19 protein-coding genes are annotated in these 25,522 nt (G+C 71.3%); 6 read left to right on the top strand and 13 right to left on the bottom strand.

Annotation, left to right across the window (positions count from 1 at the left end):
• Positions 1-39: 39 nt before the first annotated feature.
• The 3 genes from WBG79_RS05975 to ade form a co-directional block, all read right to left on the bottom strand.
• Positions 40-690 (bottom strand): DsbA family protein, encoded by a 651-nt coding sequence (locus tag WBG79_RS05975; protein WP_337356192.1) that lies wholly within the window; start codon positions 688-690, stop codon positions 40-42.
• A gap of 207 nt (positions 691-897) precedes the next feature.
• Positions 898-1,455 carry a DUF721 domain-containing protein gene (locus WBG79_RS05980; RefSeq protein WP_337356193.1) on the bottom strand — a complete coding sequence of 186 codons (558 nt, stop codon included), beginning with the start codon at positions 1,453-1,455 and terminating at the stop codon, positions 898-900.
• Positions 1,456-1,474: 19 nt separating this feature from the next.
• Entirely contained in the window at positions 1,475-3,271 is a 1,797-nt protein-coding gene (ade, locus tag WBG79_RS05985; protein WP_337356194.1) for an adenine deaminase, read from the bottom strand.
• Between the two features lie 116 nt (positions 3,272-3,387).
• On the opposite strand from ade, the gene mutY reads away from it, so the two are divergent.
• Together mutY and WBG79_RS05995 are read left to right on the top strand one after the other, a co-directional pair.
• On the top strand, positions 3,388-4,452 hold the full coding sequence (mutY, locus tag WBG79_RS05990) for an A/G-specific adenine glycosylase (protein WP_337356195.1): 1,065 nt from the start codon (positions 3,388-3,390) through the stop codon (positions 4,450-4,452).
• Positions 4,453-4,667: 215 nt separating this feature from the next.
• On the top strand, positions 4,668-5,744 hold the full coding sequence (locus WBG79_RS05995) for a trypsin-like serine peptidase (protein ID WP_337356196.1): 1,077 nt from the start codon (positions 4,668-4,670) through the stop codon (positions 5,742-5,744).
• A 58-nt stretch (positions 5,745-5,802) separates the two neighbouring features.
• On the opposite strand, the gene WBG79_RS06000 is transcribed toward WBG79_RS05995, so the two are convergent.
• Complete coding sequence (locus tag WBG79_RS06000) at positions 5,803-7,281, bottom strand: AMP nucleosidase (RefSeq protein ID WP_337356197.1); 1,479 nt, start codon at positions 7,279-7,281, stop codon at positions 5,803-5,805.
• Between the two features lie 86 nt (positions 7,282-7,367).
• The gene (locus WBG79_RS06005; RefSeq protein ID WP_337356198.1) at positions 7,368-8,036 is read right to left on the bottom strand and encodes an HAD family hydrolase; all 669 of its coding nucleotides are present in this window, start codon (positions 8,034-8,036) and stop codon (positions 7,368-7,370) included.
• Positions 8,037-8,399: 363 nt separating this feature from the next.
• Between WBG79_RS06005 and nadA the strand changes: the two genes are divergently transcribed.
• The 3 genes from nadA to nadC all read left to right on the top strand — a co-directional run bounded on the left by nadA (position 8,400) and on the right by nadC (position 12,158).
• Positions 8,400-9,512, top strand: a complete 1,113-nt coding sequence (gene nadA, locus WBG79_RS06010) for a quinolinate synthase NadA (protein WP_337356199.1) — start codon at positions 8,400-8,402, stop codon at positions 9,510-9,512.
• A 163-nt stretch (positions 9,513-9,675) separates the two neighbouring features.
• Positions 9,676-11,301, top strand: a complete 1,626-nt coding sequence (locus WBG79_RS06015; protein WP_337356200.1) for an L-aspartate oxidase — start codon at positions 9,676-9,678, stop codon at positions 11,299-11,301.
• Complete coding sequence (nadC, locus tag WBG79_RS06020) at positions 11,298-12,158, top strand: carboxylating nicotinate-nucleotide diphosphorylase (protein WP_337356201.1); 861 nt, start codon at positions 11,298-11,300, stop codon at positions 12,156-12,158. The genes WBG79_RS06015 and nadC overlap by 4 nt, the downstream gene beginning before the upstream one ends.
• Positions 12,159-12,179: 21 nt before the next feature.
• On the opposite strand, the gene WBG79_RS06025 is transcribed toward nadC, so the two are convergent.
• From WBG79_RS06025 to ppdK, 3 genes are all read right to left on the bottom strand, one after another.
• Complete coding sequence (locus tag WBG79_RS06025; RefSeq protein WP_337356202.1) at positions 12,180-13,673, bottom strand: cell wall hydrolase; 1,494 nt, start codon at positions 13,671-13,673, stop codon at positions 12,180-12,182.
• Positions 13,674-13,750: 77 nt separating this feature from the next.
• Entirely contained in the window at positions 13,751-14,707 is a 957-nt protein-coding gene (locus tag WBG79_RS06030; RefSeq protein ID WP_337356203.1) for an ArgK/MeaB family GTPase, read from the bottom strand.
• A gap of 105 nt (positions 14,708-14,812) precedes the next feature.
• Positions 14,813-17,494, bottom strand: coding sequence for a pyruvate, phosphate dikinase (gene ppdK / locus WBG79_RS06035; RefSeq protein ID WP_337356204.1), 2,682 nt, complete (start codon positions 17,492-17,494; stop codon positions 14,813-14,815).
• 217 nt (positions 17,495-17,711) lie between these two features.
• On the opposite strand from ppdK, the gene WBG79_RS06040 reads away from it, so the two are divergent.
• Positions 17,712-19,487 (top strand): tetratricopeptide repeat protein, encoded by a 1,776-nt coding sequence (locus WBG79_RS06040; protein WP_337356205.1) that lies wholly within the window; start codon positions 17,712-17,714, stop codon positions 19,485-19,487.
• Positions 19,488-19,499: 12 nt separating this feature from the next.
• Here WBG79_RS06040 and WBG79_RS06045 read toward each other — a convergent pair whose 3' ends face one another.
• The 5 genes from WBG79_RS06045 to WBG79_RS06065 all read right to left on the bottom strand — a co-directional run bounded on the left by WBG79_RS06045 (position 19,500) and on the right by WBG79_RS06065 (position 25,357).
• On the bottom strand, positions 19,500-21,239 hold the full coding sequence (locus tag WBG79_RS06045; RefSeq protein WP_337356206.1) for a methyl-accepting chemotaxis protein: 1,740 nt from the start codon (positions 21,237-21,239) through the stop codon (positions 19,500-19,502).
• 105 nt (positions 21,240-21,344) lie between these two features.
• Positions 21,345-22,382, bottom strand: coding sequence for an NUDIX hydrolase (locus WBG79_RS06050; protein ID WP_337356207.1), 1,038 nt, complete (start codon positions 22,380-22,382; stop codon positions 21,345-21,347).
• Positions 22,379-22,900: a tyrosine phosphatase family protein gene (locus tag WBG79_RS06055; RefSeq protein WP_337356208.1), complete on the bottom strand. Its 522-nt coding sequence runs from the start codon at positions 22,898-22,900 to the stop codon at positions 22,379-22,381. The genes WBG79_RS06050 and WBG79_RS06055 overlap by 4 nt, the downstream gene beginning before the upstream one ends.
• Before the next feature lie 49 nt (positions 22,901-22,949).
• Positions 22,950-23,561, bottom strand: coding sequence for an HD family hydrolase (locus WBG79_RS06060; protein WP_337356209.1), 612 nt, complete (start codon positions 23,559-23,561; stop codon positions 22,950-22,952).
• Positions 23,562-23,686: 125 nt separating this feature from the next.
• Positions 23,687-25,357: a methyl-accepting chemotaxis protein gene (locus WBG79_RS06065; protein ID WP_337356210.1), complete on the bottom strand. Its 1,671-nt coding sequence runs from the start codon at positions 25,355-25,357 to the stop codon at positions 23,687-23,689.
• Positions 25,358-25,522 lie beyond the last annotated feature (165 nt).

The following is a 25,522-nucleotide window of genomic DNA, read 5'->3' on the forward strand; positions in this document are numbered from 1 at the left end:
GGGAAGGCCCGCGCGCGTCAGGCGGTCAATGCGGCGACGTCACCCCTTCAGGAACGGCGCCAGCGTCTTGTCGACGCCCTCGATGGACTGGAAGTCCTTCGCCCGCTGCCCGTTCACGAAGAAGGTGGGCGTCGCGTTGACCTTGAACTTGTCCGCCCCGCGATCCTTCACGGCGTTCACTCCGTCGAGAAGGCTCTGATTCGTCAAGCATTGCTTGAACGAATCCTGTGTGAAACCGACCTGCTTCGACAGGTTGAAGAGCGCGTCGACGGGCTGGTCGGTGCGGGTCCAGGCGGTCTGCTGCTCGAAGAAGAGCGAGACCATGTCGAAATACTTGTCCTCGGGCGCGCAGCGCGCCAGCATGAAGACCGCCGCGGCAAGCGGATCCAGCGGGAATTCGCGCAGGATCAGCCGGACCTTGCCGGTGTCGATGTAGGTCGACTTGAGGTACGGGTAGACGCTCTTATGGAAGGCCGCGCAATGCCCGCAGGTCATCGAGGCATATTCGATGACCGTGACCGGCGCGTCCTCCTTGCCGAGCGCCTTCTCGCCGAGCGGCCCCGGCTTCATGAGCTCGGCCATGTCGACCGCCTGCTGCGCGAAGGCGTCGAACGCCGAGGTGCCGAGGAGGCCGACCGCGACGGCGGCGACGGCGGTGGTCGTGAGGAAGCGGCGGCGGGTCAGGGCCAAGGGAGTCCATCCTTCTCGAAGGCGCGGGTCTGTCGGCGCGCTTGGGCGGGCCACTCGCACCGGGGCGGGTCCTCGACGGCTCCGCCGCGCGGGCGCGAGTTTGCCCGAACGACGTCCGGACGCAACAGGACGATTGTGGCGAGACGGTGGGATCCGCCCGGCGGGAGCGTCACGTCCTCGTCAGCGGCCGGCGAATCGGGCGCCCGACTAGACCTGCCGGCGCGATCCCTTGACGGCCCGGCCGAGCCGGTCGAGCGCCGCCCGAAGCCCCTCGTCCGCGATGCCGTCCAGGCTCGCCGCCAGCGCCGCCTCCTCGGAACCGCCGAGCGGCCTCAGCGCGGGCGCGCGTTTCACCTCGATGCGCACGACCGGCTTCTGCACGATCCGGATCCGCCCGACCGCCGTGAAGCCGAACACCGCGTTGATCCGGCGCGCGATGTCGGCCGCCTCGTGCTGGAACAGCAGCGCCCTCGCGCCCTCGCAGGCGACGGTCAGTGTGGCGGGCTCGTAGGCCTGCTCGCCGCCGTCCTCGATCCGCTTCGGCCAGGAGAGCCGTTCCGGCCGCGTGCAGTCCGCATAGGCCGGCCCGACGATGTCGGCCCAGTAGGCGACGAGGTCGACCGACGCAAAGCCGCGCCGCCGCGCCGCGGGCTTCATCAGGTCGGCGATGAGGTCCGCCACGGGCTTCGGCCCGCGCGGCCCCGGCCTTCGCGAGGGGCTGTCGTCCATGCGCGCGACGATGGACGCCGTCGGCCCGGGATGCAAGGCCCGCCTCCGCCCGTCCTCACTCCACGAACAGCGGCACCGTCTCGAATGTCCTGACGTCCACGATGCCGATGTCGGAGATCCGCAGTTCCGGGATCACCACCAGCGCCAGCAGGGAATGCTGCATGTAGGCGTTGTTGAGCCGGCAGCCGCAGGCCTCCATGGCGCGGACCAGCGCCTCCGCCTTGGCGGCCACGATCTCGGCCCGCTCGTCGGACATCAGCCCCGCGATCGGCAGTTCGACCAGCGCCAGCTCCCGCCCCTCCGAGATGCACACCACCCCGCCGCCGACCTCGCCGAGCCGGTTGGCGGCGCGCGCCATGTCGGCCTTGTCGGTGCCGACCACGATCATGTGGTGGCTGTCGTGCGCCACCGTCGAGGCGACCGCGCAGGGCCGGTCGTAGCCGAAGCCCGAGACGAAGCCGTTGGTCACCGTGCCGAGCCCCCGATGGCGCTCGACCAGCGCGATCTGGCAGACGTCCTGGGCCCGGTCGCCCTGGACGAGACCGCCCGAGACGGGAAGCCGGCGCGTCAGCGCCCGCGTCGGCGCCTGGTTCTCGATGACGCCGATGACCCGCGCCTCGACCTCGGCCGCCCCGTCGGGTGCCGGGATGTCGAAGTCGGAGGGCGCCAGCGCCCGCCCGAGCCTGACCGTGCCGCGCGCCATCGGCGGGTAGGGGTAGGCCGGGATCTCGGCGGCGAGCCGGCCGTTCTCCGCCACCACCCGGCCGCGCGCGACGACCGTCTCGATCGGCAGGGCGACGAGGTCGGAGGTCAGGATCAGGTCCGCCCGCCGGCCCGGCGCGATCGAGCCGAGCTCGCGCTCCAGGCCGAAATGCGCGGCGGTGTTGAGGGTCGCCATCTGGATCGCCGTGATCGGCCGGCAGCCCTGCGCGATGGCGTGGCGGACCACCCGGTTCATGTGGCCGTCCCGGACGAGCGTGCCCGAATGGCTGTCGTCCGTGCAGAGGATGAAGTTGCGCGGGTCGAGGCCGAGCTCGGTCACCGCCTTGATCTGGCTGGCCACGTCGTACCAGGCGGAGCCGAGCCGCATCATCGAACGCATGCCGAGCCGCACCCGCGTCACCGCGTCGAGGAGACGCGTGCCCTCGTGGTCGTCCGCCGGCCCGCCCGCCACATAGCCGAGGAACGGCCGGCCGAGGTCCGGCGAGGCATAGTGCCCGCCCACCGTCTTCGCCGCCCGCATGGTCGAGGCGATCTCGCCGAGCATCCGCTCGTCCGCCGCCGCCACCCCGGGGAAGTTCATCATCTCGCCGAGCCCGACGATCCCGGGCCAGGTCATCGCCTCGGCGACCTCCGCCGGCCCGATCGAGGCACCCGCGTTCTCCAGCCCCGGCGCCGAGGGCACGCAGCTCGGCATTTGCACGAAGACGTTGACCGGCAGCGTCATCGCTTCGTCGTGCATCAGCCGGACCCCCGGCAGCCCCAGCACGTTGGCGATCTCGTGCGGGTCGATGAACATCGAGGTCGTGCCGTGCGGGATCACGGCCCGGGCGAACTCCGTGACCGTCACCATGCCGGATTCGACGTGCATGTGCGCGTCGCACAGCCCCGGCACCATGTAGCGCCCGCCCGCCTCGACGACCCGGGTCTCCGGCCCGATCGTGTAGGACAGGTCCTCGGCGATCGCGGCGAAGCGCCCGTCCGCGATGGCCACGTCGTGGGCGCCCAGCACCTCGCCGGACTGCACGTTCACCCAGCGGGCCCCGCGCACGACCATGTCGGCGGGCGTTCGACCGGTCGCCACGTCGACGAGCCGCGGCGCGCATTCGCTCCAGGGTTTGGGCGCAGTCATCGCGAGTCTCCTGAATGTCTCGTCATGACGCGAGGATAGCCGAGTGAGCAGCGCCCGGAAACCTTCTCCCGGACGGCATCTTCCGATCCCGGGCCCCTTCCGCCACTCTGCCGCCCATGACGACTCGCCCCGATCCGGACGCCCTGCTCGCCTGGTACGACCGCCACGCCCGCCGCCTGCCCTGGCGGGTCTCCCCGAAGGACCGCGCCGCCGGCATCCTCCCCGACCCCTACCGGGTCTGGCTTTCCGAGATCATGCTGCAGCAGACGACCGTGACGGCCGTGAAGCCCTATTTCGAGGCCTTCCTGGCCCGCTGGCCGACGGTCGCCGCCCTCGCCGCCGCCGACGAGGCCGAGGTGATGAAGGCCTGGGCGGGCCTCGGCTACTACTCGCGCGCCCGCAACCTTAAGGCCTGCGCGGACCGGGTCGCCGCCGCCCACGGCGGCCGCTTCCCCGACACCGAGGAGGGGCTGCGGGCCCTGCCGGGGGTCGGCGCCTACACGGCCGCCGCCGTCGCCGCCATCGCGTTCGACCGGCCCGCGACCGTCGTCGACGGCAATGTCGAGCGCGTGGTCTCCCGCATCTTCGCCGTCGTCGAGCCGGTGCCCGCCGCCAAGCCGGCCCTGAAGCGCCTCGCCGCGACGCTGACCCCGGCCCGCCGCCCGGGCGACTTCGCACAAGCCATGATGGACCTCGGCGCCACCGTCTGCACGCCGAAGCGCCCCGCCTGCGCGCTCTGCCCCTGGTCCGCCGCCTGCGCGGCCCGCGCGACCGGCTCCCCCGACGCCTTTCCGGCGAGGGCCGCGAAGCCGGAGAGGCCCACCCGACGCGGCCTCGCCTTCCTGGCCGTCCGCGCCGATGGCGCCGTGCTGGTCCGGCGCCGGCCGCCACGCGGGCTTCTCGGCGGCATGACCGAGGTCCCCGGGAGCGCCTGGACGGTTGGCCCGATCCCGGCGGACGCCGCCGACGCCGCCCCGCTGCCCGGGCCCTGGCGCCGCCTCGGCCGGACCGTCGAGCACACCTTCACGCACTTCCACCTGATCCTCGACCTGATGCGGCTCGATCTCGGCGCCGAGGCCGCGGCGCCCGAGGGCGCCTGGTGGTCGCCCCGGGCCGGGCTGGCCGGGGAGGCGCTCCCGAGCGTGATGCGGAAAGTGATCGAGGCAGGTCTGCAAGATTAGAAGAAATTTCTGTCGCATTCCGTCAACGGACTCTTCACCTCTCCGGCCGGAAGATCATGGTCGCAGGCCTGGACGACACAGGCGAAGACGAGTCGATGAAGCCGCTCAAGCCCCCGTTAACGGGACGGGCGCATGCCTTTGCGTAAGCCATACGGCGCATAGGACGCAAAACGATGATCCAGAACAGGTTTAGATCGGTCGCATTCGGATGTCTCGTGGCCGGGCTCCTGCCCGCCGCCGCGGCGGCGCAGACCTCCGCCGTCAACATCGCCCGCAACAAGCCGGCCGACCTGCCGACCACCGAGCTGCGTGCCATCCCGCCCATGCCCCTGCCGCTCGCCAGCAGCAAGGGAACCGCCGTCCGGGCCGCCGCCAGGACGCCGATCGTGCAGACCGACACGGTCGTCCCCGCCACCGAGCCGGTCCCCGCCGATCCCGGCACCTTCCTGCCGCTCGATGCCGCGGCGCCCGCGCAGGGGGGGTCCGGCGCCGCGACGGGTCAGAACGGCCGCTCGAAGGGCACCGCGGGCTACCCCTTCACGACCACCCGCGTCTTCCCCGACCAGGCGGTCACCACCGCCCCCTACCGGATGTCCGGCAAGGTCTACTTCCGCAATCCGCGCACGAACGCCTGGTACATGTGCACGGGCAGCCTCATCGCGCCCCGGCTGGTGCTGACCGCCGGCCACTGTGTCTACGAGGCGGTCGGCAAGTACTACTATACCGACTTCCGCTTCATCCCGGCCTACAACGCGACCGCCACCACCCAGCCCTACGGCCAGTGGGGCTGGGCGGCGGTCCACACCACGTCGTCATGGATGAACGGCGGCGGCACGGTCCCCAACGCCGCCGACTTCGGCATCATCGAGATCGCCGACATGTCGATCGCCGGCTCGGTCCGCAAGGTGGGCGACTATCTCGGCTACTACGGCTTCGCCACCGGCCGCCTCCTGACCAACCATGTGACCGCCATCGGGTATCCCGGCAACATCGACAGCGGTGGCCGCATGATCGCCAATGCCGGCGAGGTCAGGACGTTCAACGCGGTGTCGGGCGTCGCCGGATCGTCCATGGGCGGCGGCTCGTCCGGCGGTCCCTGGCTCGAGGACTTCGGCGTGCTCGGCTCCGGCCAGCTCCTCGCCAATTCCGCCTCCAACCGCGTGGTCGGCGTCACCTCGTTCGGACCCTCGGGCGGGCCCTACCCCTACTTCTTCCAGGGCTCCTCGATCCTCAACAGCGAGTTCCTGAGCATGCGCACGACGGCCTGCAACCGCCAGGCCGGCAACTGCTGACAGCCGCCCGACCGTGCCGGAAGGGCCGCCGGGTTTCCCCCCGGCGGCCCTTTCGCGTTCACTGGAAGGCCACCTCCTCGAAGGAGCGGAGCTTGCGGGAGTGGAGCCGCTCCGACGGCATGGCGCGCAGCTTTTCCATCGCCCGGATCCCGATGGCGAGGTGCTGGTTGACCTGCCGGCGGTAGAACTCGCTGGCCATCCCGGGCAGCTTCAGCTCCCCGTGCAGCGGCTTGTCCGACACGCACAGGAGCGTCCCGTAGGGAACCCGGAAGCGGAAGCCGTTCGCCGCGATGGTCGCCGATTCCATGTCGAGCGCGATCGCGCGCGACTGCGAGAAGCGGCGCACGGGCTCGGAATGGTCGCGCAGCTCCCAGTTCCGGTTGTCGATCGTCGCCACCGTCCCGGTCCGCATCACCGACTTCAGCTCCCAGCCCGAGAGCCCGGTGACCTCCGCGACCGATTCCTCGAGCGCCACCTGGATCTCGGACAGCGCCGGGATCGGCACCCAGACGGGCAGGTCCGCGTCGAGCACGTGGTCCTCGCGCACATACGCGTGGGCGAGCACGTAGTCGCCGAGCTTCTGCGTGTTGCGCAGGCCGGCGCAGTGGCCGAGCATCAGCCAGGCGTGGGGCCGGAGCACCGCCACATGGTCTGTGATTGTCTTGGCGTTGGACGGCCCGACGCCGATGTTGACCATGGTGATGCCGCCGTGGCCCGGCCGGACCAGGTGGTAGGCCGGCATCTGCGGCTGCCGAGGCGGCGCGATTCCGGACGTCGGGACCGTGTCGCCCGACATGGTCACCACATTGCCGGGCTCGACGAAGGCCGTGTAGTCCGGGCTCCCCGCCTGCATGAGCCCCTTGGCATAGGCCACGAACTCGTCGACGTAGAACTGGTAGTTGGTGAAGAGCACGAAGTTCTGGAAATGCTCGGGCACCGTCGCGGTGTAGTGCGCGAGCCGGTGCAGCGAGTAGTCGACCCGCGGCGCCGTGAAGGGGGCGAGCGGGGCGGGGCGGCCCGGCTCGACCGAGTATTCCCCGTTGACGATCGCATCGTCCGTGTTGGCGAGGTCCGGCACGTCGAAGACGTCGCGCAGCGGCCGGCCGAGCCGCTCGGCGATGTCGATCCCGACGGCCGCGTCTCCGGGCAGCGCGAAATGCAGCGGGATCGGCACGGTCGATTCCCCCACCTCGACCGCGACGCCGTGGTTGCGGACGAGGTGGCGGATCTGCTCGACCAGGTAGGGCCGGAAGAGGTCCGGCCGCGTAATCGTCGCCGCGAAGGCGCCGGGGCCGTGGACGAAGCCGTAGGAGAGGCGCGAATCGTGCCGGCGGAACGTGTCGGTCTGGATGCGCAGCTCCGGATAGTAGGCCCGGTAGCGGCCGGATGGGGCGCCGGCCTGGATGAGGGCGGCGAAGCGTTCGGCCAGGAATCCAGTATTTCTGCGGTAGATCTCCTCGAGCCTCGCAACGGCCGCCTCCGCGTCGTCGAAGGCCTTGAAGGGGAGGGCGGACGGCACCGAGTCCGGTCCAAGCATGTCTGTTCTTCTCCTTTTCACACGCGTGCGAGGATCGGCCCCGGTTGTCCCGAGGTCAATGTCACGCACTTGCATGTGTTGGGAGTTCAGACGCCGAAATGCGCCGCCACGATGCGCGGCAGCTCGGCCATGCCGGAGAGCACCACCGCGGCGCCGGCCGCCGACAGCCGGGCGGCGAGGCCGGGGTCGGCGTGGCCGCCGCCCGTGAAGCCGAGCACCGGCATGTTCGCCCGCCGCGCCGCCGTCACGCCCGCGACCGAATCCTCGATCACCAGGCAGTCGGCCGGGTCCGAGCCCATCTGCGAGGCCGCGTAGAGGAAGACGTCGGGCGCCGGCTTGCCGCGCGCGCACTGGCTCGCCGAGAAGACGTGCGGGTCGAAGCTGTCCAGCAGGTTGGTGGTGGCGAGGTTGCGGCGCAGGCCCTCGAGCCCCGTCGACGACGCGATGCAGCGCTTCAGCCCCAGCCCGTCGATCGCCGCCACCGCGTCGTGGACGCCCTCGATCACGGTCAGCTCCTCGGCGAAGCGCCGGATCGAGACCTCGCGGATCTCGTCCAAAAAACCCTCGGGTAGCGGCCGGCCGAGCTCGGCCTCCAGCAGCCGCCAGATCTCCCGGTGCGGCACGCCCGTGAACCGCTCGACGAACTCGGCCGGGGTCGTCGGGCGTCCGAGGCGGGTCAGCGCCTCCGCGTCGATCGCCGACGCGATCACCTCGGAATCGATCAGCGTGCCGTCGCAATCGAAGATGACCAGCATGGGGGCCCTCGCGCCTGTCGGGGCGGTTCATAGCCTCGCGGGCGCCGGATGGGAAGCGGCGCGGCCGGGTCCGGCGACCGCTGGCAGCGGGAGGTCCACCGCCATGGAAGGACCGTTTCGCCTTATGCTCCAAATGTGCATAACTGGCATGTGACACCGTCCTCTTAACATCAAAGGGCTGCAAAATCTGACGAATTCAGCGTGGGCCATGCTTCGGGCCGCGATTGGCCCCTTTCGCTCCGTCGCAAAAGGGTTATATTCCCCACTGTCCGAACTCGACTTCGGGCCGGCACCGGTCTCGACCGGTGTTTTTCAGACCCCCTATATGCTCAAAGTGAGCATAAATGGGGAGAGGAGGGATCGATGACCCTGACCGACGACGTCCTCACGACGGATCGGCCCCGCGCCCGCAAGGCCCGGTCGGCTCCGTCCCGTGCCCGCAAGGGCTCCGGCAAGGGGTACGAGATCCTGCCCCGGCCCTCGCTCGACTACACCCCCGAGGTGGAGGCGGCGACCGCGCATCTCTACGAGCGCGTCAAGCACTTCATCCCGCCGATGGAGTGGCAGTTCCACGCCCCCTACGTGAAGGCCATCAACGACCTGAAGAAGGTCCGCGACGCCGTCATACTCGGCCACAACTACATGACGCCCGAGATCTACCACCTCGTCGCCGACATCGTCGGCGACAGCCTCCAGCTCGCCCGCGAGGCGGCGAAGACGAAGGCCAAGGTGATCGTGCAGGGCGGCGTCCACTTCATGGCGGAGACCTCCAAGGTGCTCTGCCCGGAGAAGACCGTGCTCATCCCGGACAGCCGCGCCGGCTGCTCGCTCGCCTCGTCCATCACGGGCGCGGACGTGCGGCTCCTCCGCGAGCGCTTCCCGGGCGTGCCGATCGTCGCCTACGTCAACACCTCCGCGGAGGTTAAGGCCGAGGTCGACATCTGCTGCACCTCCTCGAACGCCGTCCAGGTGGTCGAGAGCTTCGGGGTCGACCGGGTCATCTGCATCCCGGACGAGTACCTCGCCCGCTACGTGGCGACCCAGACCAAGGTGAAGATCATCGCCTGGAAGGGCCACTGCGAGGTGCACGAGCGCTTCACCGGCGACGAGCTCCGGAACTTCCGCGAGATCGACCCGAACGTGCAGATCATCGCCCATCCGGAATGCCCGCCGGAGGTCATCCGCGAGGCCGACTTCACGGGCTCGACGGCGAAGATGATCGACTTCGTGAAGTCCGCGAAGCCGGGCACCCGGGTCGTCATGGTGACGGAGTGCTCCATGGCCGACAACGTCGCCCTGGAGGCGCCGCAGGTCGAGTTCGTGCGGCCCTGCAACCTCTGCCCGCACATGAAGCGGATCACGCTGCCCAAGATCCTCGACAGCCTCCTGGAGATGAAGGAGGAGGTCCTGGTCGACCCGGCCATCGCCGACCGCGCCCGCCGCTCGGTCGAGCGCATGATCCAGCTGAAGAACTGAAGTCCTCGGCCGAGGGCCGGCGCCGCGCCCTGCGTGGCGGCGCCGCGCCCCCCGGCCGTGCCCTGTGCTCCGCCGCCTCCCGCGCGGGGAGGCGGCCGGCGAGCGCGGGCGACGATCCAGAGGGGCGACGGCCGCTGCGGTCCGGGCGCCCGGGAGGCCTGCCATGGCCCGTGAAATCCAGGAAGTCCATCCGCCCCGCTCCGGCGGCGGCATCGACGACGTCGTGATCCTCGGCGGCGGCCTCGCCGGCATCTTCTGCGCCCTGAAGCTCGCCCCCCGTCCGGTCACCATCCTGACCGCCGCCCCGATCGGGGAGGGCGCCTCCTCGGCCTGGGCGCAGGGCGGCATGGCCGCCGCGGTCGCCGAGGGCGACACCCCCGACAAGCATCTCGCCGACACGCTCGCCGCCGGCGCCGGCATCGTCGACCGCAAGATCGCCGCCCTGATGACCCGCGAGGCCCGCGCCCGGGTCGAGGACCTGCTCGCCTACGGCGTCCCCTTCGACAAGGACGTCCAGGGCCGGCTGACGGTTGGCCGCGAGGCGGCGCACTCGGAGCGCCGGATCGTCCACGTGCGCGGCGACATGGCCGGCCGCGAGATCATGGCCGCCCTCATCGCCGAGGTCCGCCGGACGCCGTCGATCCGTGTCATGGAGGGCTATGTCGGCGAAGGAATCGCCATGGACGGCCGCCAGGTGCAGGGCGTCGTCGCCCGGCCGTCCGCCGGCAAGGCGCTGACGACAGTCCTCTTCCCGGCCCACGCGGTGGTGCTCGCCTCCGGCGGCATCGGCCACCTCTACGCCGTCACCACCAACCCGAAGGAGGCGAACGGCCACGGCCTCGCCATGGCGGCGCGCGCCGGGGCGATCCTGGCCGACCTGGAGTTCGTCCAGTTCCACCCGACCGCGATCGACGTCGGCCGCGATCCGGCCCCGCTCGCCACCGAGGCGCTGCGCGGCGACGGCGCGATCCTGGTCGACCGGACCGGCGAGCGCTTCATGCCGCGCTACCATCCCGACGGCGAGCTCGCCCCGCGCGACATCGTCGCCCGCGCCATCCACGCCGAGCGCGCCGCCGGCCGCGGCGCCTTCCTGGACTGCCGCGCCGCCATCGGCGCCGGCTTCGCCGACCGCTACCCGACCGTCTACGCCACCTGCGTGTCGGCCGGCATCGACCCGGTCACGCAGCTGATCCCGGTCGCCCCGGCCGCCCACTACCACATGGGCGGCGTCCTGACCGACGCCAACGGACGCACCTCGCTCGACGGCCTTTGGGCCGCCGGCGAGGTCGCTTCCACGGGCGCGCACGGCGCCAACCGGCTGGCGTCGAACTCGCTCCTCGAGGCGGTCGTCTTCGCGGCCCGCATCGCCGAGGACATCCAGGGCCTGCTGCCGAGCCCCAAGGTCGCCTCCTGGTCGATCCGCCGCACCGAGGAGGAGCCGGAACTGCCCTGGTCGCAGGACACCCGCGCCTTCGAGCGCGTGCGCCAGATCATGGCCACCGAGGTCGGCGTGATCCGCGAGGCCCACGGCCTCTCCGCCGCCATCGCGGAACTCGAGCGCATCGAGCGCGCCACCACGGTGCCCTGGCTGAAGAACGCCGTCCTGACCGCGCGGCTGGTCGCCGCCGCCGCCTGGGCGCGCAAGGAAAGCCGGGGCGGTCACTACCGCTCCGACTTCCCCGATCCGGTCCCGGCGCTCGCCCGCCGGAGCTTCACCACCCTCGCCGACCTGAAGCGGATCGGCGAGGAGAGCCGCCGCGATCTTCTGCCCGAGGCCGCCTCTGCATGAGCCAGACCCTGCCCGACCTGCCGCTCCTCATGATCGACGCCGCCGTCGAGGCCGCCCTCCTGGAGGACCTCGGCCGCGCCGGCGACATCACCAGCCAGGCCACGATCCCCCCCGACGCGCGGGCGGTGGCGACCTTCGGGGCCCGCCGGCCCGGCGTCGTCGCCGGGATCGCGCTCGCCCGCCGCGCCATGTGGAAGATGTCGAACGAAGTCCGCTTCTCCGAGCTGATCCCGGACGGCTCGCGCGTCGGCAAGGGCGACGTCATCGCCCGCGTCGAGGGTCCGGCCCGTGCGGTCCTGTCGGCCGAGCGCGTCGCGCTGAACTTCCTCGGCCGCCTGTCCGGCATCGCCACCGCCACGGCCGCCTTCGCGGACCGGGTCGCCCACACGCGGGCCCGCATCGTCTGCACCCGCAAGACGACCCCGGGCCTGCGCGCCCTCGAGAAATATGCGGTCCGCTGCGGCGGCGGCGCCAATCACCGCTTCGGCCTCGACGACGCGATCCTGATCAAGGACAACCACATCGCCGTCTGCGGCTCCGTCGGCGAGGCCATCCGCCGGGCGCGGGCCTTCGCGGGCCACCTGGTGAAGATCGAAGTGGAGGTCGACCGCATCGACCAGCTCAAGGAGGCCCTGCTCGAGCGGCCCGACGTCGTCATGCTCGACAATATGGGCCCGGATCTCCTGCGCGAGGCCGTCGCCGTGACGGCGGGCCGCGCCATCCTGGAGGCCTCGGGCGGCGTCACGCTGGAGACGGTCGCCGCCATCGCCGAGACAGGCGTCGACCTGATCTCGACCGGTTGGATCACCCATTCAGCGCCCGTCCTCGACATCGGCCTCGACATCGAGATCGGCTGACGTCGCTTTCCATCGGACGGGTCAGATCCAGCCGCCGTGCACGGTGCGGTAGAAGACGTGGACGCCGATCTTGGTCAGCCGCGTCATGCCGCGCCGCCATCCGGGCGCCACCCAGTCCGCGTGGTAGTGGGTCGAATCGCCGACCTCCGCCACGTAGGTGCGCCCCTCCGTGACCTCGCGGGCGATCTCGACGGCGCGCTTCCACGCCTCCGGCTCGTTGATCGCCTCCGGCCTGCCGTCGCACGCGAAGGAGAACTGGCAGCGGTTGCGGTCGTCCTCCTGCTGGTAGACGACCCCGCAGATCGTGTCCGGATAGGCCGGGTTCTTGACCCTGTTGAGGACCACCTGCGCGACCGCCGCCTGCCCGCGTTCGCTCTCGCCGCGCGCCTCGAAATAGATCGCCTCGGCGAGGCACTTCTGCTCCTTCGGCAGGGAGACCGAGGCCGGCAGGGGCGAGTAGGCCCAGCCGTGCAGGTTGGGCGGCAGCTTCGGCCCGGCGGTCGCGGCCTCGCCGCCGTCCGGGCGACGGACACCCAGCACCGCGTCGAACGGCGCCTCGGCGCTCCGGCTCGCCGCCGCATAGCCGAGCATCGCGGTGGGCTCGGCCTTGACCGGCGTGGCCGGCCGGACCTCGTGGGCGGCCGCCTCCTGGGCCTTTCGGGCCGGCGTCGGCCGGGTCGCGGCGGCGCCCGTCGGCACCGCGGCCGTGATCTTGAGCCAGGGCGCCGGCGCGAGCCCGCCCATGGCGCTCGCCGCCGCGCTCGGAGCGGCGGGAGCAGGAGCCGCCGCGGGCTCGGCGGAGGCCGTCTTCCGGGGCGGTGCCTCGGTCGGAGCCGGATGGGCGGCCTGCGCCGCCGCAGCGGCGATTGTCGCCGGAGTGGCCTGCGCCGCTGGGGCGTCCTGGCGTGCGTCGGGCATCGGAGCCGTATGAGCCTCGGCGGCGCCTTCCGGGACCTGCACGATGGTGATGGGCCGCCGGCCTTCGATCACCCGCGCCGGCACCGGGACCGGGTCCGGGACGGGCGGCAGGATGAGCTTCTGCGGGCGCGTCGCCTCCGTCCCGGGGGCCGGGCGCGTCGCCTGGGGAACGGGTTCGGGGGCCGGAGCCGCCGGCGGCGCGGCCTTGGCCGGCGCCGGGCCGGGGACCGTGCCCTCCCGCGGCGAGACGGACCCGGTGGTCGTCATGTCGGGACCGTCGGCCGGCGTGGTGGCGGCGGAGGCGTCGGCGATGTCGCCGCCGGAGCGCTGCCCGCCGGAGACTGCCGACGAGGTGTGCTGGGCGAAAACCTCGCGGCGCAGGCCGGCGAAGTCGTCCACCCAGGCCCGGTCGCGGCGACTGAAATCGAAGGTGACGCCGCCGAGGGCGGCCCGTACGGGCGCCCGGTCCTGCGTGGCGAGCGGCGCCTGCTCCGGCGCCGGCGTCGGCCGCGTGAAGTGGGCCGCCGCGAGCGGCACCGCGATCGCGGCAGCGCCCGCCAGGGCGATGTGCCGGCCGAGTGGGTCACGCTGTGACATCAACGCAATACTCCAGGCAAGAAGCCCGCCCCGGGGCGACCTGCACAGAGTTTACGGAGTTTAACCTTGAGAATGGGTTAAGGGCGTCCGGCCGGTGCCCCGAGCCGGCCGTCCAGCAGGCGGGAGACCGCCAGCACGCTCGCGAAGGGGCGATCCCCGGCGGCCTCCAGGAGCGCCGCCGCCGCCGCCAGCCCGCGCGTGCCGTACCGCACCCTGAGCGCGTCCTCGGCCCAATGCCGCGCCTGCGCGCGCCGCCGCTCAGCCAGCCGAGCGGCGCCGTCGAGCCAGTCCGCGTGACGGCCGAGCGCGGCCTCGAGGTCGTCGAGCCCGGCCCCGGTCGCGCTCGAGACCTGCACCACCGGCGCCTTCCAGGCCCCGGCCTCCGCATGCGCCAGGGTCAGCGCCCCTTCCACGTCCGCCCGCGCCCGCCGCGCCGCCTCGCCCATGTCGCCCTTGGTGACGGCGACCACGTCGGGCAGCTCCATCACGCCGGCCTTCATGAACTGCAGCGAATCCCCCGAACCGGGCTGGATGCAGAGGAGGACCGTGTCGGCCGCGAAGGCGATATCGGCCTCCGACTGGCCGATGCCCACGGATTCGACCACCACCCGGTCGTAGACCGCCCGCATCAGCACGACGGCCGCCACCGCGTGGTCCGAGAGGCCGCCGAGCCGGTCCCGCGCCGCCATCGAGCGTACGAAGACGCCGGCGTCGTCCGGGTCGGTCCTGAGCCGGGTGCGGTCGCCCAGCAGCGCGCCGCCGGTGAAGCGCGACGACGGGTCGACCGCCACCACCCCGACGGTTCGTCCGGCCGCCCGGGCGCGGCGGATCAGCTGGTTGGTGAGCGTCGACTTGCCGACCCCCGGCGGTCCGGTGACGCCGAGCACGCGCCCGCGCGGATCCCCGGCCGCCGCGTCCAGGAGCGCGGCCAGCGCCTCCGTGCCCTCCGCCGTCTCCACGGCTGCCAGCGCGCGGGCGAGCGCCGGCTTGCCGCCGTCGCGGATCTCGGCCAGGGAGGGTAGGCGGGCAGGCAAGGTCGGGCTCCGCAGGATGCGTCGATACTCCGGATTCCTGGCCGGCTCGCGGCCTGGCCGCCATGCGGCACGTTCGCCGGGGGAGCGGGGCCGGAGCCCCGCCCGTCAGGCTTCGCTGACCGCCGCCTTGCCGTGCTCGATCGCCGCCTGCGCGGCCGCCAGCCGTGCGATGGGAACCCGGAACGGCGAGCAGGACACGTAGTCGAGCGCCACCGTCTCGCAGAAGCGGATCGACGCCGGGTCGCCGCCGTGCTCCCCGCAGATGCCGAGCTTGATGTCGGGTCTCACCGACCGGCCGCGCTCGGCGGCGATCTTGACGAGTTCGCCGACGCCGACCTGGTCGAGGGTGACGAACGGATCCTGCTCCAGGATGCCCCGCTGCAGGTAGGGCCCGAGGAACTGGGCGGCGTCGTCGCGCGACAGGCCGTAGGTGGTCTGCGTCAGGTCGTTGGTGCCGAAGGAGAAGAACTCCGCCGTCCGGGCGATGTCGGCGGCCTGCAGGCAGGCACGCGGCAGCTCGATCATGGTGCCGACATGGTACTTGATCTCGACGCCCTTCTCCTTGGAGACCGCCGCCGCCATCGCGTCGATGCGCGCCTTCACGAGGTCGAACTCCTGCCGGATCGCGACGAGCGGAACCATCACCTCCGGCACGACCGGCTCGCCGGTCGCCTTGCCGGCCTCCACGGCCGCCTCGAAGATGGCGCGGGCCTGCATCTCGGCGATCTCCGGGTAGCTGATCGCCAGCCGACAGCCGCGGAATCCGAGCATGGGGTTGAACTCATGCAACTCCTCGGCGCGCTCCCGGAGTTTCTGCGGATGCACCCCGAGCCCCTTGGCGACCTCGGCGATCTCCTCCTCGGTCTTCGGCAGGAACTCGTGCAGCGGCGGGTCGAGCAGCCGGATCGTCACCGGCTTACCCTTCATGATCTCGAACAGCTCGACGAAGTCGGCCCGCTGCATCGGCAGGAGCTTGGCGAGCGCCTGCCGGCGCCCCTTCTCGTCGTCGGCCAGGATCATCTCCCGGACCGCCACTATCCGCCCTTCGTCGAAGAACATGTGCTCGGTGCGGCTGAGCCCGATGCCTTCCGCGCCGAACTGCACCGCCGCGCGGGCGTCCGCCGGGGTCTCCGCATTGGTGCGCACGCCCATGCGCCGCGCCGCGTCGGCCCATACCATCAGGGTCGCGAAATCGCCCGAGAGCTCGGGCTGCAGCATCGGCACGCGGCCGGCCAGCACCTGCCCGGAGCCGCCGTCGATGGTGACCATGTCCCCCTTGCGCAGCGTCTTGCCGCCCGCCGTCAGCGTCTCGGCCGTATAGTCGACCCGGATCGACCCCGCGCCCGAGACGCAGGGCTTGCCCATGCCGCGCGCCACCACCGCCGCGTGGCTGGTCATGCCGCCGCGCGTGGTCAGGATGCCTTCCGCGGCGTGCATGCCGTGGATGTCCTCCGGGCTCGTCTCGATGCGGACCAGGATGACCTTGCGACCCGCCTGCTTGGCCGCCACCGCGTCTTCCGAGTTGAAGACGATCTCGCCCGAGGCCGCTCCCGGCGAGGCCGGCAGGCCCTTGGCGAGCACCGTGCGCTCGGCGGAGGGGTCGATGGTCGGGTGCAGCAGCTGGTCTAGGCCGGCCGGGTCGATGCGCAGGATCGCCTCGTCGCGGCTGATCAGCCCCTCGCGGCACATGTCGACCGCCACCTTCAGCGCCGCCTTCGTGGTGCGCTTGCCGGCGCGCGTCTGCAGCATCCAGAGCTTGCCACGCTCGATGGTGAACTCGACGTCCTGCATGTCTCGGTAGTGCAGTTCGAGCGTCTGGCAAATCCCGCTGAACTCCGCGTAGGCCTCGGGCATCAGGACCTCGAGGGACGGCCGCTCCGAGCCCGACTCGAGGCGCGCCGCCTCGGTGATGTCCTGCGGCGTCCGGATGCCGGCGACCACGTCCTCGCCCTGCGCGTTGACCAGGAACTCGCCGTAGAGTCGCTTGTCGCCCGTCGACGGGTTACGCGTGAAGGCGACGCCCGTGGCCGAGGTCTCCCCCATGTTGCCGAACACCATGGCCTGCACGTTGACGGCCGTGCCCCAGCTCTCCGGAATGTCGTGCAGCCTGCGGTAGGTGATTGCCCGCGCGTTCATCCAAGAGCCGAACACCGCCCCGATCGCGCCCCAAAGCTGCTCGTGCGGATCCTGCGGGAACGGCTTTCCGAGCTCGGTCTCGACGAGCTTCTTGTAGGCGACGATGATCTCCTTCCAGTCGTCGGCGCCGAGGTCCGTGTCGAGCGAATAGCCGTTGTCGTCCTTGTAGGTCTGCAGGATCTCCTCGAAGTGATGGTGGTCGAGGCCGAGCACCACGTTGGAATACATGGTGATGAAGCGCCGGTAGCTGTCGTAGGCGAAGCGCGCGTCGCCGGCCGCCGCCACCGCCTGGACGGTCAGGTCCGAGAGGCCGAGGTTCAGGACCGTGTCCATCATCCCCGGCATCGAGGCGCGCGCCCCGGACCGGACGGAGACGAGCAGCGGGTCCTCGACGTCGCCGAAACGGCGGCCGGCCAGCTGCCCGACATGGTCGAGCGCGGCGGAGACCTGGTCGCGCAGCTCCGCCGGGTACTGCCGGTCGTGGGCGTAGAAATAGGTGCAGACCTCGGTCGTGATGGTGAAGCCCGGCGGCACCGGGAGCCCGAGGTTGGACATTTCGGCGATGTTGGCGCCCTTGCCGCCGAGCAGGGCCTTCATCTCCGCCGCGCCCTCGGCCTTGCCGTCGCCGAACGTGTAGACCCACTTGGCCATGTCTCTCTCCGTCACGCGCGGGCCGCGAAGGCGCCCCTGGCCGCTGCAATGCAACGCAACGGTTTCGCTTGCAAGGGGTTCCGGGATGACCCGGACGCCGGTCCGCAGCCCGCTCCGCCGCGACTTTAAATTATCGAACTTCACAAGCCGACCCAAAACCGCCATCCTGCGGCGCGAAACGACCTGGGACCGATCCCACGTCCGGAGCACCGCTTTGATGATGCCGACAGTGAAGAACCGCCGCCGTGCCGGGCGGGCCGCGGGCGCCGCGCTCGTCTACGCCCTCTGCGCGCTGGCCGGGGCCGGGCCCCTCCGGGCCGAGACCAAGCCGAACCAGGATCAGGTCCCCTCCTTCGGCTACGCCACGTCGCTGTCGGGCAACTACCTCGCCGGCCGGCTCGCCGGCTCGCTGAAAGACATCGAGAGCGCCGCCTCCTATTTCCGCGAGGCCCTGTCGAGCGATCCCGGCAATCAGGTCCTGATCGAGCGCGCCTTCCCGCTGCTGCTCGCCGACGGGCGAATCCGCGAGGCGCTCCCGCTCGCCACTCGCATCGTCAATCGCGACAAGGGCAACCAGCTCGCCCGCATGACGCTCGGCGTCGACGCGCTGAAGCGCGGCCAGTTCGACCGGGCCCGCTCGCAATTCTCCCAGATGGCGACCCGTCCGCTCACGGACCTGACCGCCGCCATCCTGACCGGCTGGACCTTCACGGCCCAGGGCGACGTGGACCAGGCCCTGAAGACCGTCGACCGCCTGAGCGGTCCGGAATGGTACGGTGTCTTCAAGAACTTCCACAGCGGCCTGATGGCCGAACTCGGCAACCGCAAGGCCGAATCGGTCAAGCGCCTCGCCGCCGCCTACAAGGCCGACCCCAACGCGCTCCGGGTCACCGACGCCCAGGCCCGTTCGCTCGTCCGCCAGGGCAAGATGATCGAGGCGGCCGGCGTCCTCGACAGCTTCGAGAAGGTGATCCCCGACCACCCGCTCGTCGCCGAGCTGCGCGAGGAGATCACCGCCGGGCGTCAGCCGGGCCTCCTGATCTCCAACGCCCAGTCCGGCGCCGCCGAGCTGCTCTACGGTCTCGGCGCCGCCATCGGCCAGGAGGGCGGCGAGGAGATGGCCGCCGTCTACCTGCAGCTCGCCCTCTACCTGGAGCCCAAGACCGAACTGCCGCTGGTCACGCTCGCCTCCCTGCAGGGCCGGCTGAAGCAGTACGACAAGGCCATAGAGATCCTGGAGCGGGTCACGCCCGCCTCGCGCATCCGGCCCATGGTCGATATCCAGATCGGCCGCTACTACAATCTGCTCAGCAAGTTCGACGAGGCCCGCAAGCACCTGGAGGCCTCGCTCGCCCGCAATCCGAAGGACGTCGACGCCACCATGGCGCTCGGCGACGTGCTGCGCGGCAACAAGAAGTTCGCCGAGGCCGCCGAGGTCTACTCCAAGGCCATCGAGCTGATCGGCCCGCCCCAGAAGAGTGACTGGTCGCTCTTCTACTTCCGCGGCATCTGCTACGAGCGTACCAAGCAGTGGCCCAAGGCGGAGGCCGACTTCAACAAGGCCCTGGAGCTCAACCCGAACGAGGCCAACGTCCTCAACTACCTCGGGTACTCCTGGATCGACATGGGGCTGAACCTCGACAAGGGGCTCGATCTGGTCAGGCAGGCGGTGGAGCTGAAGCCCGACGACGGCTACATCGTCGACAGCCTGGGCTGGGCCTACTACCGCCTCGGCCGCTACGAGGATGCCGTGCGCGAACTGGAGCGGGCGGTCCTGCTGCGCCCCGAGGATCCGGTCATCAACGACCACCTCGGCGATGCCTACTGGCAGGTCGGCCGCCAGCTCGAGGCGACCTTCCAGTGGCGCCACTCGGTCGACCTGAAGCCGGAGCCCGAGGACCTGGCGCGGGTCCAGAAGAAGCTCAGGGAGGGCCTGCGCGAGCAGCCGGCCCCGGCGTCCGCCCAGAACGAAGGCGCCTCGAAGTCCCAGTGAGGGTCCCCCGCCTCAGGCGGCCCTGACCTGAGCCACGAAGCGATCGATCGTCGACGTCAGCCGGTTCGACTGCTCCTCCAGGTCGTTGGCCGCGCTTCTGAGCGCCTCCGCCTCCGACGCCGTGCCGTTGGAGGCGTCCGAGACGGCCCCGATATTCTCCATGATGGTGTGCGCGCCGCGCGCCGCCTCCGCGATGCTGTCAACGATCTGCGCAGTGGCGGACTGCTGGTCGCGGGTGGCCGCGCTGATTTCGGCCGAGATGGCGTCAATCTCGCGGATCGACCGGGCCACGGTCTCGATCGAGCCGACCACGTCGTGGGTGGCCGCCTGGACGGAGGCGATCTGGGCCGCGATGTCCTCGGTGGCCTGGGAGGTCTGCTGGGCCAGCGCCTTCACCTCGGTCGCCACGACGGCGAAGCCGCGTCCCGCCTCGCCAGCCCGCGCCGCCTCGATGGTCGCGTTGAGGGCGAGGAGATTGGTCTGCGCCGCCACGGCCCGGATCAGGGTCACCACGTCGCTGATCTTCTGCGTGGCGTCCCCGAGCGTCTCCGCCAGCCCGGCCACGTGCCCGACCTCCGCGACCGCGCGACTCGACATGTCGGAGGAGCGGCTGGTGAAGCCCGAGATCTCGTCGACCGACTGGCGCAGGTGCTCGGCCGCGCTGGAGACGGCCGCGGTGTTCTTCGACGCCGCCCCGGCCGCCCGGTCGGCGAGGCCGGCCTGATCGGCCGTGCGTCGGGCGATGTCGGACATGGTGCGCGCGTTCGCCTGGACCCGCCCGGCGGTGCCGCGCAGCGCCGCCGCCACGCTCGAAACGGTCTGCTCCAGCGATTCGGCGAGCCCCGTCGTCAGCCGTCGCCGGTCTTCCGCCTGCGCCATCTCGGCGGCGATCCGCCGGGCCTCCGTCTCCCGGCCCACCGCGATGGCATCCCGGAACACGCCGAGCGCGTCCGCCATGGTGCCGATCTCGTCGGACCGGTCGCGATAGGGGATCGGGGCGGCGATGTCGCCCTGCGCCATCGCCGTCATGGCGTCCGTGATCCGGGCGATCGGCCGCACGACCCTGAGCCGAAGCAGGACCACGAACCCGGCCAGCAGGCCGACGGAGGCGATGGAGGCGAACAGATTGACGAGGCCGCCGCTGTCGATCGCCGCGTGGATGCCGTCCATGCGCTCCCCGATGACCGTGTCGGAAGCCCGCATGTGCTCCTGGGCCTTGGCGGCGAAGCCGGCGAGGTCGAACCGGAAGGCCTCGGTCAGCGCCTTGAAGGGGGCCATCATCTCGTTGCCGGCCTCGCGGCCGGATACCGCATAGGCCCGCACCATCTCGAGGCCCTGATCCATATAGGCCTCGAAGCTCTGCTCGATGTCCGTCGCGATTCGCGTGAGTTCCGGGGCCTTCAGGTCCGCCGTCATGGCCTTGGCCTTCGTGATCCTGCCGCGGACCGCCTCGGCCAGGTCTCCGACGCGCCGCCGGCCGGCTTCCGCGTCGCCCGGTTGTCCGATCGCGACGTCCGTGAAGGCCTCCTGGATCTCCATGATGGTGAGTTGCAGGTCCCCGGCGAGGAGCGCGAAGGGCATCTCGGTCTGGCGGAGGCGCCCGTAGCGCGCCTCGATGTCGCCCGCCTGCCGGCCGAGGTCGCCGATCAGGGTCCAGGTGAAGAGCGCCAGCCCGATCACGCAGGTAACGACGAGGCCCGACAGCAGCGCCACCAGGAACCGAAGGGATCTCAGCGTCGATCTTATGGTCATTCTTGCACCCGTCACCCTGTCTGCAGGATCCGGATGAAGCTTTAAGAACGCGTATACTCGGATACGAACCGTAAATACACGTAGAAACCTATCAGAATTCCGAATTCAGCCGCGCGTGCCGAGCCGCAGGCCGGGTGCCGGGCGCTCCTGCAGAACGTCGCGGCGGAACCGGAAGAGCTGCGCCGGCCGGCCGCCCGTCTCGTTGCTGGTCTCGCCGGTGGGCTCGACCAGGGCCCCTTGCTCGACCAGCCGCCGAAAGTTCTGCTTGTGCAGATGGCGGCCCGAGATGGCCTCCACCGTCCTCTGCAGGTCGGTGAGGGTGAAGGCCTCCGGCATCAGCTCGAAGACGACGGGGCGATACTTGAGCTTCGCCCGGAGCCGCGAGATGGCGGTCGCCAGGATGCGGCGATGGTCGAACCGCATGGTCAGCCCGAGCGGGGCGGCAACCGGGCCGACCGGCTGCCGCCCGTCGCGCAGCGCCTCCTCGACGAGCGCGGCTTCGTACAGGAGCTCGTAGCGCTCCAGCACCTTTTCCTCGTCCCAGGGCGACCCGCCGTCCCCGAAGAAGAGGCGGAGCCGCTCTCGCCGGCCGAGCGCGCCCGTGCCGCTGTGAATCTCCCGGACCTCGGTCTCGGTCAGGTGTGTCGCGTCGAGCGGCGGGCGGGAACGGGCCGAGCCCGGGTCGGGCCCCGCCGCCGCCCAGGCCCGGAGCGCCGGCAGGATCACCGCGTCGATGAGCGCGGGTCGGCCCCCGCGCCAGTCCTCCCAGGGGAAGTAGCCGTACCAGGGCCGGAACGCCGCTCCGCTCGCCGCCAGCGCAGGCGCCGCGGCGGGGGTCGGCCGGGTGAGCGCGAGGTACCCGACCGAGACGACATGAGGTCCCGAATCCCCGGCCCGGGCTAGCCGGCCGCGGTCGCCGAAGGTGTAGAGCTGCTCGACATAGCCGATCGTCAGGGTGGTCTGGGCGCTGACCCAGGAGCGCAGGCCGATCTCCAGCGTCCGGTGCCGGATCGGATCGAACGGTCCGAACGGCAGGGCGTCTCCTTCGGAGCCGTCGCGCCCGGTGGCCAGCACGAGCGGGTCGTCGCCCTCGACGGCGACGATGGCCGCGTTGAGGCCGATCTCGATACCTCCGCCGGTCATGCCTCGATCTTCAGCGCCAGCGAGAAGGGATCGCCCTCGAAGGCGTCGCGCCCGCGCCCGATCGCCTCGATGGCCTCCACCATGCGCCCGCCGCGGCCGAGAATCGGGTCCGCCAGCCGGACCAGCCTCAGGTTCGGGGTCGCGGAGGGCGAGCGTGCCCGGATCTCGCGCGCCAGCGCCTCCTCGTCCGCATCCGGCATCAGTGTGCAGGCGGCAATGAAGGCCCCGGCGGTCGACCGGCTGATCCCCGCCCAGCAATGGATCACCATCGGATCCGACCGGTCCCAGTCGCGCACGAAGCGGATCAGCCGGCGCACGTGCTCTTCGCCGGGCGGGATCAGCCCTTCGGTCGGCTCCGTGATGTCGTTGAAGCCGAGGAAGAGGTGGTTGTCGGCCGGGATGCGCGCCGGGCGCGCGACCGGCGTGCCCGCGTTGATGAGCGTGGCGAGGTGGCTGGCACCGGTCTCCTCGACCGTCAGCGCGACCCGGGCGAGAGAGCAGACATGAATGGCGGACATCGGAGGCTCCGGAGGCGGAGCAGGAAACATAGCGGATCCCGCGCCCGTTTCATCCCCGTCCGCAGGCCGCTTCGAGCGCGGCGAAACGCTCCAGGAAGCGCGCCTCCGCGGCGGCCGTCGGCCAGGGCTCCAGCGCCAGCCGCTCGCCGAAGCCGCGCGGCCGCCCGAAGATCCGGTCCGCCTCCGCGGCCTTGAAGCCGGCGAGCTCGACGGCCTCGAAATAGGCGGCGACCCGGTCGGCCCGCTTGGCGAGCTTCACGACCGGTTCCGGCAGCGTGGCGGGCAGGCCGAAGCGGATGTGGATGGCCGCCTGCAGGCGCGCCTCGACCAGCTTGTAGGCGCCGCCGATCACGGCCTTGAAGGGCGAGATCATGTCGCCGATCACGTATTCCGGGGCGTCGTGGAGGAGGATGGCCAGCCGCGAGCCGGCCGGCAGCCCCGGCTCGTAGCGCAGCGCGATGTCGTCGACGAGGATCGAATGCTGCGCGACCGAGAAGGCGTGGTCGCCGGCGGTCTGGCCGTTCCACCGCGCCACGCGGGCCAGTCCGTGGGCGATGTCGGCGATCTCCACGTCGAGGGGCGACGGATCGAGGAGATCGAGGCGGCGCCCCGACAGCATGCGCTGCCAGGCGCGCGGGGGATGTCCGGGTCGGTCGGCCATGGAGCGTGGGGGTTGGAGGGCGTCTCCAGCCTACATAGGCGAGTCGCCGCTCCCCGTAACCCCGCCCCGCCACCGGAGTTCGGGGCGGGGGCTGCCGGCCGCCGGGGGCGGCGGCCGGCCCGTCGTCACGCGGCCCTGACCGCGTCCAGGAAGGTGGCCACCTCGCGCTTCAGCCGGTCGGCCTGGCGTGCCAGCTCGCCCGAGGCGCCGAGCACCTGACCCGCTCCGGCGCTGGTCTCCTCCGCGGCACGGGTGACGCCCGAGATGTTGAGGCTCACCTCGCTGGTGCCGACCGAGGCCTGCTGGACGTTGCGGGCGATTTCCTGGGTGGTGGTCGCCTGCCGGTCGACGGAGGCCGCGATCCCGCCCGCGATCTCGTTCATCTGCTGGATGGTCGCCGACACGCTGCCGATCGCCGTCTCGGCCCGGCTGGTCGAACCCTGGATCTCGGCGATCTGCTGGGCGATCTGCGCCGAGGCCTTGGCGGTCTGGTCGGCGAGGCCCTTGACCTCGGCCGCCACCACCGCGAAGCCGCGTCCCGCCTCGCCGGCCCGCGCCGCCTCGATAGTGGCGTTGAGGGCGAGCAGGTTGGTCTGGCCCGCGACGTTGCCGATCAGGTCGACGATCTCGCCGATCTTCTGGGCGCCCGCGGAGAGCTGCCGCATGAGGTCGACGGTCCCCTGCGCCTCCGCCACGGCCGTGGCGGCGATGCGGGTGGAGTGGGAGACCTGCCGGCTGATGTCTTCGACCGATCCGGCCAGGGCCTCGGCGGCCGCCGCGACTGTCCGCACGTTGGAGGACGCCTCCTCGGACGCCGCCGACACGGCGGTCGACTGGTTGGAGGTCTCCTCCGCGCCGGCCGTGAGGCTCTGCGCCGAGGCCTCGAGTTCCGTGGCCGCCGACGAGACCGCGCCCACGATCGCCCCCATGGCCTTGTCGAAGTCGCGGACCAGCCGGTCCACCGCCGCCGCGCGCCGGTCGCTCAGCGCCCGCTCCTCGGCCTGTTCGCGCTCGAGCCGCTCCCGGGCGAGCCCGTTCTCCTTGAACACCGCCACGGCGGCGGCCATGCGGCCGATCTCGTTGGTCTCCTTCGCGCCCGGGATCTCCACGGCGAGGTTGCCGCGGGAAAGCTGCGCCATGCTTTCGGTCATCGCCTCGATCGGCCCGATCACGCCCTTGAGCACGACCCGGAACCCGAACACCGCCGCGACCGCGCCGGCAAGCGCGAGGGCGGCGAGAAGCGCCAGCATGGTGCGATAGGTTCCCTGCGTCTCCTCGTAGGACTTCTGCGCCTCCTCGACCTGCAGGTCGACGAGGCGGCCGACCGCCTCGGTGACCGGGTCGATCGTCGGGTAGAGCCGGTCCGTCACGAATCGGGCGAGGCCGGCGGAGTCCTTGGCGGCGATCAGCCCCTGAAGCTCCGCGATCGGCCCCCGCGCCGCCGTCATGGCGGCCACGGCCTGCCCGGCAAGTGCCTTCTCGCGCCCATCCATGTAGGTCTGCATGTAGCCGGCCCAGAGCCGCTCGGCGGTGCCGAGGGCATCCGCCATCACCTTGGCGCCCGTCTCGAACGGCACGGTCCCGGCCCGCATCTTGTGGGCATTGTCGACGAGGGCCACCGCGTAGGCGTCGCTGACTTGCTTCAGGTCCCGCAGGGGAACCACCCGGTCGGCATAGACCTGGGCAAGGCCGCGCTCGCCCACCCGGGCCTCGGACCAGGCCATGAAGGACATCGCCAGGAAGCCGCCCGCCAGGATGGACAGCACAGCGATCAATTTGAATTTTAGACTGCTCATGGTTGGCCTCAGATCGCACTTTATGATCATTTTCAGCCAATCTGAGGCATTCGTCTTAACAGTCTCTTGTAGGAATCGACCATGGAACCATAACGGACATTAATGCTTCCGATAAGTAAATCACCGGATATGCCCTGCCGGCGGCATTCCTCGTCTTCGAAACGT

Origin of the sequence: Prosthecomicrobium sp. N25, assembly GCF_037203705.1 — a bacterium.
GTDB lineage: Bacteria > Pseudomonadota > Alphaproteobacteria > Rhizobiales > Ancalomicrobiaceae > Prosthecodimorpha.